Here is a 14,851-nt window from a genome sequence, read left to right on the forward strand (position 1 = left end):
TGAACGTTCGCGGGAAGCGCGCGACTTCGCGGGAGAGCGGCGCACGCGGGAAGGTCGAGAAGGCGAATTCAGCAGGACGGACGACACACGCAGCCCGCATAGCGGACGAGGTCCATATGGACCCTCCGCCACAGGCGCACATCGGTGTCGGCATCGGTCACGTTCCGGAGTACAGCATGACGGTGCGGAGTGGTCAACTCGTTGTCACCATGTGGACGGGGCGCTGGTGGGACGGGGTGGCCGGGGCGGGGGCGCACGACAAGCGGACGCGACCCGCGCGCGGGCGCGCGGGTCGAACTCCGCTTCGAACGCGCCCAGTAGGGACGCGGCCCACGCGCGCGTGCGAGTGCGCGACGGCGCCTTCATGAGCCTTCGTGGGGAGGGTGCCCGGCGGGCAGGCGACCCCCGTGTGCGGAGCGCGGCGCCCACCCGGGCAAGGTGCTGCGGCGCTGCCCATGCGCGCGGAGTGCGCGTGAGCGCGCACGCTCAGGACGCGCCCCGGCTCGCGCGGCCCACGCGCGCGGGAGGCGTCGGACGTATTCCGGGCCTGTAGGCGAGCGTGGCCGACGTGGCTCCCGCCTGCGGGACGCGTCAGCTGTGTGCCCGATGGACGGGAGGAGGGGAAACCGCGGCCCCCGCGCGCGGGCCACGTCAGCGGGTGCTCGCCGCCGCCTCCGTGTTCGCCGAGGTGTTCGACGCGCCTGCCCTGCCGGGCCCGTCCGCCGTCGCCCCGCCTGCCTTGTCCGTGGGGCCCCCGGTCTCCCCGGTGACGTCGTCCGACGTGGCGCGCGCGGAGCCGCCCAGTGTCGCCTCGGCCGCCGAGTACAGGTCGGCCGGGCGTACTCCGCTCAGCGCCGTGACCAGGTGCCCGTCCGGGCGGATCAGGAGCACGGTGTGGGCGGCGGCGCCCGGGTAGCTCTCGGTGACCAGCAGCTCGGCGGGGTGCGGCAGCGCGGCCACCGCGGCGGCCAGCCGGGGCATGATCCCGGCGCCCACCCAGTGCTTGCGCTCCCACACACCCGTACCCGGCGCGACCAGCAGCACCAGCAGCGCACCGCGCCCCAGCCGCTCCCGCAGCCCCACGAAGGAACCGTCCTCCGCGGTGACCCGTACGTCCGTCACCTGTGCGCCGGGCGCGGTGTCCACCGCGATCTCCGCCTCGATGTGCCGGGGCGCCAGCGGTGAGTGGGCGTATGCCCCCGGCGTGCCCAGGATGCCGCGCCCCAGGTGACCGTCCGTCAGCAGTCCGTCGTGGCCGCGGGCCGACCCGGGGACGTACGCCCGCAGTCCCCCGCCGCCGCGCAGCAGCGGCAGTGCCTGGTCGGCGGCGCGCAGCCGGGCGGAGACGGCCGCGCGCCGCTCGGTCTGGTAGCTGTCCAGCAGCGCCTCGTGCGGCCCGTGGTGCCAGGCCAGGGCCAGTTTCCAGGCGAGGTTGTCGGCGTCCCGCAGCCCCTCGTCCAGCCCCTGGGTGCCGAGCGCCCCGAGCAGGTGTGCGGCGTCCCCGGCGAGGAAGACGCGGCCGGCCCGCCAGCGCCGGGCGAGCCGGTGGTGGACGATGTGGACGCCGGTGTCGAGCAGGTCGTACGGCGGTGTGGTCCCGCCGCTCCAGCCCGCGAGGGTCTCCCGGACCCGGGTCACCAGGAGTTCGGGCGTGACCAGGTCCTTGCCGGGCGGCAGCAGCCAGTCCAGGCGCCACACGCCGTCCGGGAGCGGGCGGGCGGTGATCTCGCCGGCCGTGGGCCCCGATGTCCGCCACGGCGGCATCCGGTGCAACAACGCCTCGCCGGGCCACGGAAGTTCCGTACGCAGTGCCGCTACGGCGTGTCGTTCGACGGCCGTACGTCCGGGGAAGCGGATGTCCTGGAGTTTGCGGACGGTGGAGCGCGGGCCGTCGCAGCCGACCAGGTAGCTGCCGCGCCACCAGGTGCCGCCGGGGCCGCGGGTGTGGGCCGTGATGCCGGAGGGCTCCTGCTCGACGGAGTCGAGGCGGCTGTTGACGGCCACCTTGACGAGGCGCTCGCGCGCGATTGCGGTGCGCAGGGCGCCGGTCAGGACGTGCTGGGCGACGTGCAGGGGGATGTCGTACTCGGTGTCGGGCTCTGGTCCTGCAGCGGGTCCCGCACCCGGTCCGAGGCCCGCCGGGAGCGCGTCGGCCGGCCCGTCGGTCTCCTCGGCCCCGAAAGAGATCCGGCGCATCACCTGCTTGCGCCGCATGGACCGCCATCCGGCCCAGTGGAACCCGGCCTCGGTGATCGGCACACCGGTCAGCCGTTCCAGGAGCGCGGCGGTGTCCTCGCGCAGCACGACGGTGCGCGCGGGGCGCTGGTCGTCCTTGCCCGGCCCCTCGTCGAGGACGACGGAGGGGACCTCCTGACGCGCCAGCGCAAGCGCCAGCGTGAGCCCGACCGGCCCCGCTCCGACGATGATCACCGGGTCCATGGCGCGGCGCCCCCTGCCCAGAGCGACGTCTTCATCGACACAAGTGAACAGGAAGTTGGAGCGGGGTGCACGATCACAGAACGTATGCAACAGATTGCCGGTGCTTGCGTCAAGTGACGGAGGGCAGTGGCGATCATGCCACTGCCCTCCGGGCGGTATACGGAGATTGACTGAGCGTCAGATGCCGCCCACGCCGCCGCCCGCTCCTGTTCCCATGGTGCCGCTGATCGACGCGTCGTTCGGGTCCAGCACCGCCCCGGTGCTCTTCTTGCCGCGCCTGAGACGCCGCTCCAGCCAGCTCGCGAAGGTCGTGAGCGCGAAGTTGATCGCGATGAAGATCAGGCCGACGACCGTGAAGCTGGCGATGATGTTGGCGCCGTAGTACGAGCTCATCGGGCTCACCGCGGCGATCAGGTCGGAGAAGGTGAGGACGCCGCCGCCGAGGGCGGTGTCCTTCACGATCACGACGGTCTGGCTGACGATCGCCGGCAGCATCGCCGTGACCGCCTGCGGCAGCAGGATCGTCCGCATGACCTGGCCCTTGCGCAGACCGATCGCCATGGCGGCCTCGGACTGCCCCTTGGGCAGGGCCAGGATGCCCGCGCGGACGATCTCCGCGAGGACCGCCGCGTTGTACAGCACCAGGCCCGTGACGACCGCGTACAGCGGCCGGTCTTCGGTGCTGATGTTCGTGTACTCGGAGTACAGCGCGAGTCCGAAGATCATCAGGACCAGCACCGGGATGGCGCGGAAGAACTCCACGATGATCCCGGCCGGCACCCGCACCCAGACATGGTCCGAGAGCCGTGAGATACCGAGCACGGCACCGAGCGGCAGCGCGATGACCATGGCGAGCGCCGCGGCCTTCAGCGTGTTCTGCAGACCGGGCCAGATGTACGTGGACCAGGCCTCGGTGTGGAAGAAGGGCTCCCACTTCGCCCACTCCAGCTGCTGCTTGTCCTCAAGGGCGCTGAACACCCACCACAGCACCGCCGCGAGGGCGATCAGGAAGCCGACCGTGAAGACGACGTTGCGCCTCTTGGCACGGGGCCCCTGGGCGTCGTAGAGAACGGAACTCATCGCTTCACCGCCACCTTCTTGCCCACCCAGCCCAGGATCAGACCGGTCGGCAGCGTCAGACACACGAAACCGAAGGCGAAGACCGCGGAGATCAGGATCAGCTGAGCCTCGTTCTCGATCATCTCCTTCATCAGCAGGGCCGCCTCGGCGACGCCGATCGCCGCGGCCACCGTGGTGTTCTTGGTGAGGGCGATGAGGACGTTCGCCAGTGGGCCGACCACCGAGCGGAACGCCTGCGGCAGCACCACCAGGGTCAGCACCTGGGTGAAGTTCAGGCCGATCGCCCGCGCCGCCTCCGCCTGGCCGACCGGCACCGTGTTGATGCCGGAACGCAGGGCCTCGCACACGAATGCCGAGGTGTAGAGGGTCAGACCCAGCACGGCGAGCCGGAAGTTCTGGGTCTCGAAGTTGTCGGCGGCGCCCATGGTGACGCCGAGCGTCTGGCTCAGGCCCAGCGAGGTGAACAGGATGATCACGGTCAGCGGGATGTTCCGCACGGTGTTCACGTAGAACGTGCCGAAACCGCGCATCAGCGGCACCGGGCCGACGCGCATGGCGGCCAGCAGAGTTCCCCACACCAGTGAACCGACGGCCGAGAGCAGGGTGAGCTGGATGGTCACCCAGAAGGCACCCAGCAGGTCGTAACCTTCAAGAAAATCGAACACGATCTCCCGCGCTTCCGCGTGTCGAGGGCCCCGGTGCGCCGGTCCGGGAACCGGCGCACCCGTCAGGCGCTGCTTCAGCTGACGATGTTGCCGATCTTCGGCGCGGGCTCGTTCTTGTAGCCGGCCGGACCGAAGTTCGCGTCCACGGCCTTCTGCCAGGAACCGTCGGAGACCATCTTCTCCAGGGCGGTGTTGATCTTCGCCTTCAGATCGCTGCCCTTCTTGACACCGATGCCGTAGTTCTCGTTGGTCATCTTGAAGCCGCCGAGCTTGAACTTGCCCTTGAAGGCGTCCTGCGAGGCGTAACCGGCAAGGATCGAGTCGTCCGTCGTCAGGGCGTCGATGGCCTTGTTCTGCAGACCGGTCAGACAGGCGGAGTACGTCGGGTACTCCTGCAGCTGGGCCTTGGGCGCCAGCTTCTCCTTGACGTTCTGCGCCGACGTCGAACCCGTGACCGAACACAGCTTCTTGCTGTTGAGGTCGGCCGGCGACTTGATCGAGTCGTCGTCGGAACGGATCAGGACGTCCTGGTGGGCCAGCAGGTACGGACCGGCGAAGTCGACCTTCTTCTGGCGCTCGTCGTTGATCGAGTACGAGGCGGCGATGAACTCGACGTCACCACGCTGCAGCATGGTCTCGCGGTCGGCGCTCTTCGACTCCTTCCATTCGATCTGGTCCTCGCTGTAGCCGAGCTCCTTGGCGATGTATTTGGCGACGTCGACGTCGAAGCCCGAGTAGCCCTGCGGGGTCTTCTGGCCGATGCCGGGCTGGTCGAACTTGATGCCTACGGTGATCGACTTGCTGTCGCCCGAGCCGCTGCCGGAGCTGTCCTTGTCGTCGGAGCCGCACGCGGTGGCCGTGAGGGCGAGGACGAGGGCGGCGGCCGAGGCCGCGGTGACCTTGCGGAGCTTCATGCTGAACATCCTTTGGCTGATGAGAGACGCGGACCATTGGTGCCGTGCGGGCCTGACAAGTGGGCGTTCTTCGGATACGCGCAGGTCGTCAGTGGTGCAGGATCTTGGACAGGAAGTCCTTCGCGCGGTCGCTGCGCGGGTTGCTGAAGAACTGGTCCGGCACAGCCTCTTCGACGATGCGGCCGTCGGCCATGAACACCACTCGGTTGGCCGCCGAACGGGCGAACCCCATCTCGTGGGTGACGACGATCATGGTCATGCCCTCGCGGGCGAGCTGCTGCATGACCTCAAGGACCTCGTTGATCATCTCCGGGTCGAGCGCCGACGTGGGCTCGTCGAAGAGCATGACCTTGGGGTCCATGGCCAGGGCGCGCGCGATGGCGACACGCTGCTGCTGGCCGCCGGACAGCTGTGCGGGGTACTTGTCGGCCTGCGTGGCCACGCCCACCCGGTCGAGCAGGGCGCGGGCCTTCTCCTCGGCCACCTTCTTGTCGGCCTTGCGGACCTTGATCTGGCCCAGCATCACGTTCTCGAGCACGGTCTTGTGCGCGAACAGGTTGAAGGACTGGAACACCATGCCGACGTCGGCCCGCAGCCGGGCCAGCGCCTTGCCCTCCTGGGGCAGCGGCTTGCCGTCGATGGTGATGTCGCCGGAGTCGATCGTCTCCAGCCGGTTGATGGCGCGGCACAGGGTGGACTTTCCGGACCCGGAGGGTCCGATCACCACGACCACCTCGCCGCGGGCGATGGTCAGGTCGATGTCCTGGAGCACGTGCAACGCGCCGAAGTGCTTGTTGACGCTCTTCAGGACGACCAGATCGCCGGTCGCGGCCACGTCGTCCTTGGCCACCGATACTTCGGTCATCGCTTACTGGCTCCGTCCTCCTCGGTTTCGGTGGACAGTAGTGAGCCCGTGAGACCAGCGTCATCACATCTGAGCGAGAATTGAGGATAACGATCCGATGTCAGGTCAACACAATCCGTAGCGCCATTCGAAAGAGGTGTACCGGCTGGATAACGGAAGCGGCCCGCGGCCGGAACCGCACGCACGCGTGCGTGTGTCCACATGGTGTACTCCGCTGGTGCACCGCCGTGGTGTACAAGTCGAAGCGGTACGGCCGATGAACCGAAGGAGGCCGCGATGCGACTGCTCCTGGTCGAGGACGACAACCATGTCGCCGCCGCGCTCTCCGCGGTCCTGGCGCGGCACGGGTTCGACGTCACCCACGCGCGCAGCGGCGAGGAGGCCCTCCAGGCGCTCGTCCCCGAGGGCAACGGCTTCGGCGTGGTGCTGCTCGACCTGGGCCTGCCCGACCAGGACGGCTACGAGGTCTGCGGCAAGATCCGCAAGCGCACCAGCACCCCGGTGATCATGGTCACCGCGCGCTCCGACGTCCGCTCCCGCATCCACGGCCTCAACCTCGGCGCCGACGACTACGTGGTCAAGCCGTACGACACCGGTGAACTGCTCGCCCGTATCCACGCCGTCAGCCGGCGCAGCGTCCACGAGGACGCGGGCGAGGCCGGGGAGAACGCGCTGCTCCTGGGGTCCCTTCGGATCGAGCTGTCCACCCGGCAGGTGCTGGTGGACGGGTCGGTGGTCCAGCTGACCCGCAAGGAGTTCGATCTGCTCGCCCTGCTCGCGCAGCGCCCGGGAGTGGTGTTCCGCCGCGAGCAGATCATCAGCGAGGTCTGGCGCACCAGCTGGGAGGGGACCGGCCGCACCCTGGAGGTGCATGTCGCCTCCCTGCGCGCCAAGTTGCGCATGCCGGCGCTGATCGAGACCGTGCGCGGCGTGGGCTACCGGCTCGTCGCCCCGGCGCGGTAGCGGGTACGAACAAGGGTGCGTACTCGTCTTCTCCCGCTGCTCATCGTCCTGATGGCGGCCGTGCTGCTCGCGCTCGGCATCCCGCTCGCCGTGAGCGTGGCCGCCGCCCAGCAGCAGACCGTGGTCGTCGACCGGATCGACGACACCGCGCGCTTCGCGGCGCTCGCCCAGTTCGTCACCGACCGGCCCACCGGTTCCCGGGTCAAGGACATGCCCGCCGACGAGCGCCGCGAGACCCTCCAGCGGGAGCTGGAGAGCTACTACGACGTCTACGGCATCCGTGCCGGTGTCTTCTACCGCAACGACGTCCCGATGGCCAACGCGCCGAACGACTGGTACCTGCCGGAAACGGGCGAGGTGCGCGACGCGTTCGCCGAAGCGCTCCTCTCGCGCCGCAGCCACGATCCGCAGCAGGTCTGGCCCTGGCAGCGCAACCGGCTCGTCGTCGCCTCGCCGGTCATCCGGGACGGCGACGTCGTGGCCGTCGTGGTCACCGACTCGCCCACCGGGCACATGCGTTCGCAGACACTGCACGGCTGGATCGTCATCGGCGTCGGCGAGATCGCCGCGATGCTGCTGGCCGTGGGGGCGGCCCTGCGGCTGACCGGGTGGGTGCTCAAACCCGTACGCGTGCTCGACGCCACCACGCACCACATCGCGACCGGCAGCCTGAAGTCCCGGGTCGCGGTGGCCGGCGGGCCGCCGGAACTCAGACGGCTGGCCCGGTCGTTCAACGAGATGGCGGACAACGTCGAGGACGTGCTGGAGCAGCAGCGCGCCTTCGTCGCCGACGCCTCGCACCAGCTGCGCAACCCGCTCTCGGCGCTGCTGCTGCGCATCGAACTGCTCGCACTCGAACTGCCGGAGGACAATGAGGAGATCGCCTCGGTCCGCACCGAGGGAAAGCGCCTGGCCGAGGTCCTGGACGACCTCCTCGACCTGGCGCTGGCCGAGCACGCCGAGGCGCACCTCGGACTCACCGACATCGGCGCGCTGACCGCCGAGCGCGTCGCCGCCTGGGCCCCGCTCGCCGAGGCCAAGGGCGTCCGCCTGGACGGCGACTGCCCGGCCACCACCGCGTGGGCCGACCCGGTCACGCTGTCCAGCGCCCTGGACGCGGTGATCGACAACGCGGTGAAGTTCACGCCCGCCGACGAACGCGTGCGGGTGTCGGTCGCGTCGAACGGCGGCACCTCGACGGTCGTCGTCACGGATGGCGGCCCGGGCCTCACCGACGAGGAACTCGCCCGGATCGGCGACCGATTCTGGCGCAGCGGCCGGCACCAGAACATCAAGGGCTCGGGCCTCGGCCTGTCCATCTCCCGGGTCCTGCTGGCGGCGGGCGGCGGCACGATCTCGTACGACCATCACGAACCGCACGGCCTCAAGGTGACCGTCCGGGTGCCCAGGTCGGGCCCGGCGGCCTGAGGGGGCCCTACGGCTTGACGGAGCGGTAGTAGCGCCGGGCGCCCTCGTGCAGGGCCAGGGGGTCGGTGTAGATGGCGGTCCGCAGGTCCACCAGCTGTGCCGAGTGGACGTGGGCGCCGATGCCGTCCCGGCTGTTGATCACCGACCGGGTCAGCCATTCCGTGAGCCTCGGGTCCATGTCCTCGCGGGTGATCAGCAGGTTGGACACCGCGATCGTGGCCACGGTCGAGCCGTCCTGGACGGTGGGGTAGGCCGACTCGGGCATGTTGGTGGCCCGGTAGTAGCGGGACGCGCCGCCCTTCTCGTGCAGCTTGGTGACCAGGTCCGTGCCGATCGGGACGAAGCGGATGGGGAAGTCCTTCGCCAACTGCTCCAGACCGTTCGTCGGGAGCCCGCCCGACCAGAAGAAGGCGTCGATCTGGCCCTGCCGCAGCCGCCCGGGCCCGGTGTCGATGCCGTCGGCGAAGGGCTTGATGTCCTTGACCGGGTCGAGCCCCGCGGCGGCCAGCACCCGGTTCGCGATCAGCCGTACACCGGAGTTGTCCAGCCCTATGGCCACCCGCTTGCCCCGCAGATCCTCCACGGTCGAGATCTTGGAGTCGCGCGGTACGACAAGCTGCACATAGTCGTCGTAGAGCCGCGCGACGCCGCGCAGTGTGTCGGCGCCCCGCAGATTCCTCAGTTTGTACGTCTCCACCGCGTCGGCCGCCGCGATGGTGAAGTCGGCGTCGCCCGTGGCCACCCGCTCGACGTTCTCCTGCGACCCCTGGCTGTTCAGCAGCCGCACGTCCAGCTTCGGCATGTCCTTGGCGAAGGCGGCGCTGAGCCGCGAGCCGTACTGCTGGTAGACGCCCGCCGGGGTCCCGGTGCTGAACGTGATCGTGCCGTCCGGCGGCTCCTCGTCCAGCGGCAGCAGCCACCACAGCAGCAGTCCGAAGACCACGAAACCGGCGACCGAGCCCATGAGGGCCTGCCGCCTGCCGATCCGGGGGAGCACCTTGAGCATGCGCGCGATCCTGCCAGTACGGCCCTGGTGCTGGCCAGGGGAGCGGCCCCGGAGGCCCGCCGCGAGATCGCTAGAGTCGCCGCATGCGCCCCGCTCACGCCTCCGCCACGTCCCCCGCCGACCTCGTCCGGGAGTTCCACCTCGCCTTCGGCCTCGACGCCCGCAGCACGCCGGCCGAGGTCTCCCCCGAGCTGGCGGCGCACCGCGGCGAACTGCTCGCGGAGGAGGCCGCGGAGGTCGCCGAGGTGGCCGTCACGGGCCCGCTGGACCGGCTGGCGCACGAGCTGGCCGATGTCGTGTACGTCGCCTACGGCACCGCCCTGGTCCACGGCATCGACCTCGACGCGGTGATCGCGGAGATCCACCGCGCCAACATGACGAAGCTGGGCCCCGACGGCCTGGTCGCCCGCAGGGCCGACGGCAAGGTGCTCAAGGGCGACCACTACCGCGCCCCCGACGTGGCGGCCGTCCTGCGCCGCCAGGGCTGGGACACGGGCGAGCGGTAACCCGTACGGCCCAGCTCCACGCACCGCCTACCCTTGTCGCATGAGCAGCAGTGACCGGAGCGGGGCCGTGGACGTCAAGACCTATGAAGTGCGCACCTACGGGTGCCAGATGAACGTCCACGATTCCGAGCGATTGTCCGGTCTGCTCGAAAACGCCGGTTATGTTCGTGCGCCCAAGGACGCCGACGGCGACGCGGACGTCGTCGTCTTCAACACCTGCGCCGTGCGCGAGAACGCCGATAACCGGCTCTACGGCAACCTCGGGCGGCTCGCCCCGATGAAGACCAAGCGCCCTGGGATGCAGATCGCGGTGGGCGGCTGCCTCGCGCAGAAGGACCGCGACACCATCGTGAAGAAGGCGCCCTGGGTGGACGTCGTCTTCGGCACGCACAACATCGGCAAGCTGCCCGTCCTGCTGGAACGCGCGCGCGTGCAGGAAGAGGCGCAGGTCGAGATCGCCGAGTCGCTGGAGGCGTTTCCGTCGACGCTGCCGACCCGGCGCGAGAGCGCGTACGCGGCCTGGGTGTCGATCTCCGTCGGCTGCAACAACACGTGCACCTTCTGCATCGTCCCGGCCCTGCGCGGCAAGGAGAAGGACCGCCGTACCGGCGACATCCTCGCCGAGATCGAGGCGCTGGTCGCCGAGGGCGTCTCCGAGATCACCCTGCTCGGCCAGAACGTCAACGCGTACGGCGCCGACATCGGCGACCGCGAGGCGTTCGGCAAGCTGCTGCGGGCCTGCGGGAAGATCGACGGCCTGGAGCGCGTGCGCTTCACCTCCCCGCACCCGCGCGACTTCACCGACGACGTCATCGCCGCCATGGCCGAGACACCGAACGTGATGCCGCAGCTCCACATGCCCATGCAGTCCGGCTCGGACACGATCCTCAAGGCGATGCGCCGCTCGTACCGCCAGGAGCGCTACCTGGGGATCATCGAGAAGGTGCGGGCGGCCATCCCGCACGCGGCGATCACCACCGACATCATCGTCGGCTTCCCCGGGGAGACCGAGGAGGACTTCGAACAGACGATGCACGCGGTGCGCGAGGCGCGGTTCGCACAGGCGTTCACCTTCCAGTACTCCAAGCGGCCCGGCACGCCCGCCGCCACCATGGAGAACCAGATCCCCAAGGAGGTCGTCCAGGCGCGCTACCTGCGTCTCGCCGCGCTCCAGGAGGAGATCTCCTGGGACGAGAACAAGAAGCAGATCGGCCGCACCCTGGAGCTGATGGTCGCCGAGGGCGAGGGCCGCAAGGACGGCGCCACCCACCGCCTCTCCGGCCGCGCCCCCGACAACCGGCTGGTCCACTTCACCAAACCGGACACCTCGGTGCGTCCCGGGGACGTCGTCACGGTCGAGATCACCTACGCCGCCCCGCACCACCTCCTCGCCGAGGGCGCCGTCCTCGACGTGCGCCCCACGCGCGCGGGCGACGCCTGGGAGAAGCGCACCACCGCGGAGGCCGCGAAGCCCGCGGGCGTGCTGCTCGGCCTGCCGAAGATCGGCGTTCCCGCGCCGCTTCCGGCGGCCACGGGAAGCGGCTGCGGCTGCGACTAACGTCCTGGCACAATACGGACAGGGAAGGAGCCGTACATGCTGCCGTACAGCGTCGCTTTCACCGAGCAGGCCGCCAAAGTGCGCGACAGCCTGACCGCCGACCGGCGCGACCTGCTGGAGCGCGGCCTGGCCATACTGGCGACCGATCCGCGGCACAAGCTCTCCCACTCCGTCCTCGGCGACGAGTCCACCCGCGGGCTCGCCCTCTCGCGCAATCTCTTCATCGAGTACGTGATCACCGAGGGCAAGCTCGTGGTCCTCGTACTGACGGTCATCGACCTGACGGACGTCCTCTTCGAGGAGTGACACCGGGCCGCCCTCCGGGGTTACGCTGCCGATCATGCTCGTCGCCGCCGCAGTCTGCCCCTGCCCGCCCCTCCTCGTGCCCGACGTGGCCGCGGGCGCCGCTCCCGAACTGGACGCCGCCCGCACCGCCTGCACAGACGCGCTGGGCCTCCTCGCGGCCTCCCGCCCCGACCGCCTGCTCGTCGTCGGCCCCGCCGATCAGGACGGCCATGGACCGCACCCGGCGGGCACGCGGGGCACCTTCCGCGGCTACGGCGTCGACCTCGACGTACACCTGGGCACGGGACCGGCACCGGCGGACCGGCGGCTGCCGTCGGCGCTCGCCGTCGCCGCGTGGCTGCTGGAGCGGACCGGCTGGTCCGTGGCACCCGTCGAAGGCCTGGGCGTCGAGGAGTCGCTGGCGGCCGGGCGGTGCGTCGAGGCCGGGCGGGAGATCGGCGGGCGGCCGGAGCGGGTGGCCCTGCTGGTGATGGGCGACGCCAGCGCGTGCCGGACGCTCAAGGCGCCGGGGTACTTCGACGAGCGGGCGGCCGGCTTCGACGAGGAGGCCGGCCGGGCCCTGGGTACGGCGGACGTGGCCGCGCTCAAGGCGCTGGACGCGGAACTGGCGTACGAACTGAAGGCATCGGGCCGGGCCCCCTGGCAGGTCCTCGCGGGCGCGGCCGAGGACGCCGGCCTCGCCGGCACGACGCTGTACGAGGACGCGCCGTACGGCGTGGGGTACGTGGTCGCGGCCTGGTCCTAGGCCATGACACGGCGGACGGCCGGGAGCGGCTGCTCCGCGGCCGTCCGCCGATGTGTTGTGACGGTGCTTCTGGTACCGGTCAGGAAGCCGGGGGCGGGGTGCCCGGCGGTGGCGTGAACGTGTCGTCCGGGGTGTCGCCGTCGCCGTCCTTGTGCGCGAGACGGTCCACGGCGCCCTTCGCCTTGCCGGTGCCCGTATGGATCTTGTCGCTGTACTTGCCCCTGGTCTTCTCGTCGACCACCTTGGCGGCCTTGTCGAGACCCCGCTCGATCTTGTCCCCGTGCTGCTGCGCGAGGTCCGAGACCTTGTCCTTGGCCGGGGTGAGCTTCGCCTTCAAATTGTCCAGCAGACCCATGGTTCGCCTTCCCTCGCGGGCCGTTACCTGCGGGCGCCCTCACCGGCCTCGCTGTCGGCGGCCTCCTCGGCGGACTGCTGCTTGGGGATCTCGACGCCCTCGGTGGCGGCCACGGCCACGGTTTCCGGCTTCGCCGCCGTGCTCTCCGTCCCGGCACCGCCGCCGGCCTCGGGCGACCCCTTCGCCGCTTCCGTCTCCTCCGCCGCGGACCCGTCCGTCACGGCGACGGACTGCTCCTCGGCGGCCGACGCCTCCTCCGCGGTCTTCGACCGTCCGAGAAGCCGTGCAAAAACACCCATATCCACTCCATACGTTACTCGTGCGGACGAAATCCCGCGTCGCCCGGTGCGTCCGTTTGCGTCGCCCCCGCTGCGGCCTGCCGAAACCGGCGGCGCCAACCTCGCAACTGGCAACGACCCCGGACCCCCGCCGTCACGTAACTCGTTCGAGGAGGGGTTGCGGGTTTGGGAGACTGGGACGGTGAGCAGCGCACCTTCCAACCCCCGAGTCATCGCCGTCGTCGGCCCCACCGCGGCCGGAAAGTCCGATCTGGGCGTTTTTCTGGCTCAGCGTCTCGGCGGGGAGGTCGTCAATGCCGACTCGATGCAGCTCTACCGAGGGATGGACATCGGTACCGCCAAGCTGACGCCCGAGGAACGCGGGGGTGTCCCGCACCACCTCCTGGACATCTGGGACGTGACCGTCGCCGCCAGCGTCGCCGAGTACCAGCGCCTCGCCCGCGAGCGGATCGACGCCCTGCTCGCCGAGGGCCGCTGGCCGGTCCTGGTCGGCGGCTCCGGCCTGTACGTCCGGGGCGCCGTCGACAAGATGGAATTCCCCGGCACCGACCCCGAGGTCAGGGCCCGCCTGGAGGAGGAGCTGGCCCTGCGCGGCTCCGGCGCCCTGCACGCCCGGCTGGCCGCCGCCGACCCCGAGGCCGGGCTGGCGATCCTGCCCAGCAACGGCCGCCGGATCGTCCGGGCCCTGGAGGTCATCGAGATCACCGGCAAGCCCTTCACCGCCAACCTGCCGGGCCACGACTCCGTGTACGACACCGTCCAGATCGGCGTCGACGTGTCCCGCCCCGAGCTGGACGAGCGGATCGCCCGCCGGGTCGACCGGATGTGGGCGGCGGGGCTCGTGGACGAGGTGCGCGCGCTGGAGGCGCACGGTCTGCGCCGGGGGCTCACGGCATCGCGCGCGCTGGGCTACCAGCAGGTGCTCGCGGCGCTCGCGGGGGAGTGCGGCGAGGACGACGCGCGCGCGGAGACCGTGCGTGCCACCAAGCGCTTCGCGCGCCGTCAGGATTCATGGTTCAGGCGCGATCCCCGGGTGCACTGGTTGAGTGGGGCTGCGGCGGATCTCACAGAACTTCCGCACCTCGCACTGGCGTTGGTCGAACGACCGGTCACAGCCTGATCACGTCATGGCATCGGGACGCTCCGGCCGTCATCCAGGCCTCCGGCGCCGTGCCATCATCGAGCTTCGATCGACCAAGTGGAGTCCGAGTTGGGAGGGCGCGTGGCGATGGAGGCCGGCCCTCGCGACACCGCACAAGGCGCGGGACACGTCACCGGAGACGGTGGCGAAACGGAACAGGGCGAGGACCGTCTGAGCCCGGACGGGCCCGACGACACACAGGGCGGCGTGACCGCCGACGGACCCGGACCGGACGAGATGTTCCTCGGCCCCGAGGTCGAGGTCGAACTGCGCCCGCAGCGTCGGCTGCGCATCTGGCAGCTCGCCCCGATCGTGGTCCTGGCCGCCGTCGGCTCCCTGATGTTCGCCTTCCCGCTGGCCTTCGACTTCGGCGACAGCGGAGCGGTCATCGCCATGCTGGGGCTGCTCATCTGCTCCTGCGCGGCGGGCTGGGGCATGATGGCCGCGCGCCGGGTCGGGTACACGGCGCCTGGGCTGGGTGACGGCCGTCGGCGGGGCTGGTGGATCGTCCTGGCCTACGTCGTGACGGTGACCGTGGTGATCGGGCTCGCCGTGTGGCGCGTGGCCCGGCTCCGCTAGCC

General features: G+C 70.6%; 17 protein-coding genes. 8 read left to right on the top strand and 9 right to left on the bottom strand.

Going from position 1 to position 14,851, the window contains the following annotated elements; translation table 11 throughout:
- Positions 1–68 precede the first annotated feature (68 nt).
- The 6 genes from CW359_RS47640 to CW359_RS30745 all read right to left on the bottom strand — a co-directional run bounded on the left by CW359_RS47640 (position 69) and on the right by CW359_RS30745 (position 5,963).
- On the bottom strand, positions 69–257 hold the full coding sequence (locus CW359_RS47640) for a putative leader peptide (protein ID WP_408647537.1): 189 nt from the start codon (positions 255–257) through the stop codon (positions 69–71).
- Between the two features lie 394 nt (positions 258–651).
- Positions 652–2,439: an FAD-dependent monooxygenase gene (locus tag CW359_RS30725; protein ID WP_105973453.1), complete on the bottom strand. Its 1,788-nt coding sequence runs from the start codon at positions 2,437–2,439 to the stop codon at positions 652–654.
- A gap of 177 nt (positions 2,440–2,616) precedes the next feature.
- On the bottom strand, positions 2,617–3,519 hold the full coding sequence (locus tag CW359_RS30730) for an amino acid ABC transporter permease (RefSeq protein ID WP_105973454.1): 903 nt from the start codon (positions 3,517–3,519) through the stop codon (positions 2,617–2,619).
- Entirely contained in the window at positions 3,516–4,184 is a 669-nt protein-coding gene (locus CW359_RS30735) for an amino acid ABC transporter permease (protein WP_105973455.1), read from the bottom strand. The genes CW359_RS30730 and CW359_RS30735 overlap by 4 nt, the downstream gene beginning before the upstream one ends.
- Before the next feature lie 74 nt (positions 4,185–4,258).
- Entirely contained in the window at positions 4,259–5,098 is an 840-nt protein-coding gene (locus tag CW359_RS30740) for a glutamate ABC transporter substrate-binding protein (RefSeq protein WP_105973456.1), read from the bottom strand.
- An 88-nt stretch (positions 5,099–5,186) separates the two neighbouring features.
- Entirely contained in the window at positions 5,187–5,963 is a 777-nt protein-coding gene (locus tag CW359_RS30745; RefSeq protein WP_105973457.1) for an amino acid ABC transporter ATP-binding protein, read from the bottom strand.
- Between the two features lie 276 nt (positions 5,964–6,239).
- Between CW359_RS30745 and CW359_RS30750 the strand changes: the two genes are divergently transcribed.
- Both CW359_RS30750 and CW359_RS30755 read left to right on the top strand, forming a co-directional pair.
- Positions 6,240–6,926, top strand: a complete 687-nt coding sequence (locus CW359_RS30750) for a response regulator transcription factor (RefSeq protein WP_105973458.1) — start codon at positions 6,240–6,242, stop codon at positions 6,924–6,926.
- A gap of 15 nt (positions 6,927–6,941) precedes the next feature.
- A complete protein-coding gene (locus CW359_RS30755; protein WP_105973459.1) occupies positions 6,942–8,354 on the top strand; it encodes a sensor histidine kinase in 1,413 nt (470 codons plus the stop codon).
- Between the two features lie 7 nt (positions 8,355–8,361).
- On the opposite strand, the gene CW359_RS30760 is transcribed toward CW359_RS30755, so the two are convergent.
- On the bottom strand, positions 8,362–9,360 hold the full coding sequence (locus CW359_RS30760; protein WP_105973460.1) for a TAXI family TRAP transporter solute-binding subunit: 999 nt from the start codon (positions 9,358–9,360) through the stop codon (positions 8,362–8,364).
- An 83-nt stretch (positions 9,361–9,443) separates the two neighbouring features.
- Between CW359_RS30760 and CW359_RS30765 the strand changes: the two genes are divergently transcribed.
- From CW359_RS30765 to CW359_RS30780, 4 genes are read left to right on the top strand one after another with little or no spacing between them, the layout of a single operon-like run.
- Positions 9,444–9,866, top strand: coding sequence for a pyrophosphohydrolase domain-containing protein (locus CW359_RS30765; RefSeq protein ID WP_105973461.1), 423 nt, complete (start codon positions 9,444–9,446; stop codon positions 9,864–9,866).
- Between the two features lie 40 nt (positions 9,867–9,906).
- Complete coding sequence (miaB, locus tag CW359_RS30770; protein WP_105973462.1) at positions 9,907–11,424, top strand: tRNA (N6-isopentenyl adenosine(37)-C2)-methylthiotransferase MiaB; 1,518 nt, start codon at positions 9,907–9,909, stop codon at positions 11,422–11,424.
- Between the two features lie 36 nt (positions 11,425–11,460).
- Positions 11,461–11,730: a hypothetical protein gene (locus CW359_RS30775; RefSeq protein ID WP_105973463.1), complete on the top strand. Its 270-nt coding sequence runs from the start codon at positions 11,461–11,463 to the stop codon at positions 11,728–11,730.
- Positions 11,731–11,764: 34 nt separating this feature from the next.
- Positions 11,765–12,475 (top strand): class III extradiol dioxygenase subunit B-like domain-containing protein, encoded by a 711-nt coding sequence (locus tag CW359_RS30780; RefSeq protein WP_105973464.1) that lies wholly within the window; start codon positions 11,765–11,767, stop codon positions 12,473–12,475.
- Between the two features lie 79 nt (positions 12,476–12,554).
- Here the strand turns inward: CW359_RS30780 and CW359_RS30785 are convergent, their stop codons facing one another.
- Together CW359_RS30785 and CW359_RS30790 are read right to left on the bottom strand one after the other, a co-directional pair.
- Positions 12,555–12,830: an antitoxin gene (locus CW359_RS30785; protein ID WP_105973465.1), complete on the bottom strand. Its 276-nt coding sequence runs from the start codon at positions 12,828–12,830 to the stop codon at positions 12,555–12,557.
- Positions 12,831–12,853: 23 nt separating this feature from the next.
- A complete protein-coding gene (locus CW359_RS30790; protein WP_105973466.1) occupies positions 12,854–13,129 on the bottom strand; it encodes a hypothetical protein in 276 nt (91 codons plus the stop codon).
- A gap of 181 nt (positions 13,130–13,310) precedes the next feature.
- On the opposite strand from CW359_RS30790, the gene miaA reads away from it, so the two are divergent.
- Both miaA and CW359_RS30800 read left to right on the top strand, forming a co-directional pair.
- On the top strand, positions 13,311–14,249 hold the full coding sequence (miaA, locus tag CW359_RS30795; protein WP_105973467.1) for a tRNA (adenosine(37)-N6)-dimethylallyltransferase MiaA: 939 nt from the start codon (positions 13,311–13,313) through the stop codon (positions 14,247–14,249).
- 108 nt (positions 14,250–14,357) lie between these two features.
- Entirely contained in the window at positions 14,358–14,849 is a 492-nt protein-coding gene (locus tag CW359_RS30800) for a DUF1129 domain-containing protein (protein WP_105973468.1), read from the top strand.
- The last annotated feature ends 2 nt before the right edge of the window (positions 14,850–14,851 follow it).

Origin of the sequence: Streptomyces geranii (genome assembly GCF_002954775.1) — a bacterium.
GTDB classification, from domain to species: domain Bacteria; phylum Actinomycetota; class Actinomycetes; order Streptomycetales; family Streptomycetaceae; genus Streptomyces; species Streptomyces geranii.

What these genes read in the sequence shown, in the direction of transcription:
- CW359_RS30790 (WP_105973466.1), bottom strand. Translation starts at nt 13,129, where the DNA reads ATGGGTGTTTTTGCACGGCTTCTCGGACGGTCGAAGACCGCGGAGGAG.
- CW359_RS30765 (WP_105973461.1), top strand. Translation starts at nt 9,444, where the DNA reads ATGCGCCCCGCTCACGCCTCCGCCACGTCCCCCGCCGACCTCGTCCGG.
- CW359_RS30725 (WP_105973453.1), bottom strand. Translation starts at nt 2,439, where the DNA reads ATGGACCCGGTGATCATCGTCGGAGCGGGGCCGGTCGGGCTCACGCTG.
- CW359_RS30775 (WP_105973463.1), top strand. Translation starts at nt 11,461, where the DNA reads ATGCTGCCGTACAGCGTCGCTTTCACCGAGCAGGCCGCCAAAGTGCGC.
- CW359_RS30785 (WP_105973465.1), bottom strand. Translation starts at nt 12,830, where the DNA reads ATGGGTCTGCTGGACAATTTGAAGGCGAAGCTCACCCCGGCCAAGGAC.
- CW359_RS30780 (WP_105973464.1), top strand. Translation starts at nt 11,765, where the DNA reads ATGCTCGTCGCCGCCGCAGTCTGCCCCTGCCCGCCCCTCCTCGTGCCC.
- CW359_RS30760 (WP_105973460.1), bottom strand. Translation starts at nt 9,360, where the DNA reads ATGCTCAAGGTGCTCCCCCGGATCGGCAGGCGGCAGGCCCTCATGGGC.
- CW359_RS30745 (WP_105973457.1), bottom strand. Translation starts at nt 5,963, where the DNA reads ATGACCGAAGTATCGGTGGCCAAGGACGACGTGGCCGCGACCGGCGAT.
- CW359_RS30800 (WP_105973468.1), top strand. Translation starts at nt 14,358, where the DNA reads ATGGAGGCCGGCCCTCGCGACACCGCACAAGGCGCGGGACACGTCACC.
- CW359_RS30750 (WP_105973458.1), top strand. Translation starts at nt 6,240, where the DNA reads ATGCGACTGCTCCTGGTCGAGGACGACAACCATGTCGCCGCCGCGCTC.
- miaB (WP_105973462.1), top strand. Translation starts at nt 9,907, where the DNA reads ATGAGCAGCAGTGACCGGAGCGGGGCCGTGGACGTCAAGACCTATGAA.
- CW359_RS30740 (WP_105973456.1), bottom strand. Translation starts at nt 5,098, where the DNA reads ATGAAGCTCCGCAAGGTCACCGCGGCCTCGGCCGCCGCCCTCGTCCTC.
- CW359_RS30730 (WP_105973454.1), bottom strand. Translation starts at nt 3,519, where the DNA reads ATGAGTTCCGTTCTCTACGACGCCCAGGGGCCCCGTGCCAAGAGGCGC.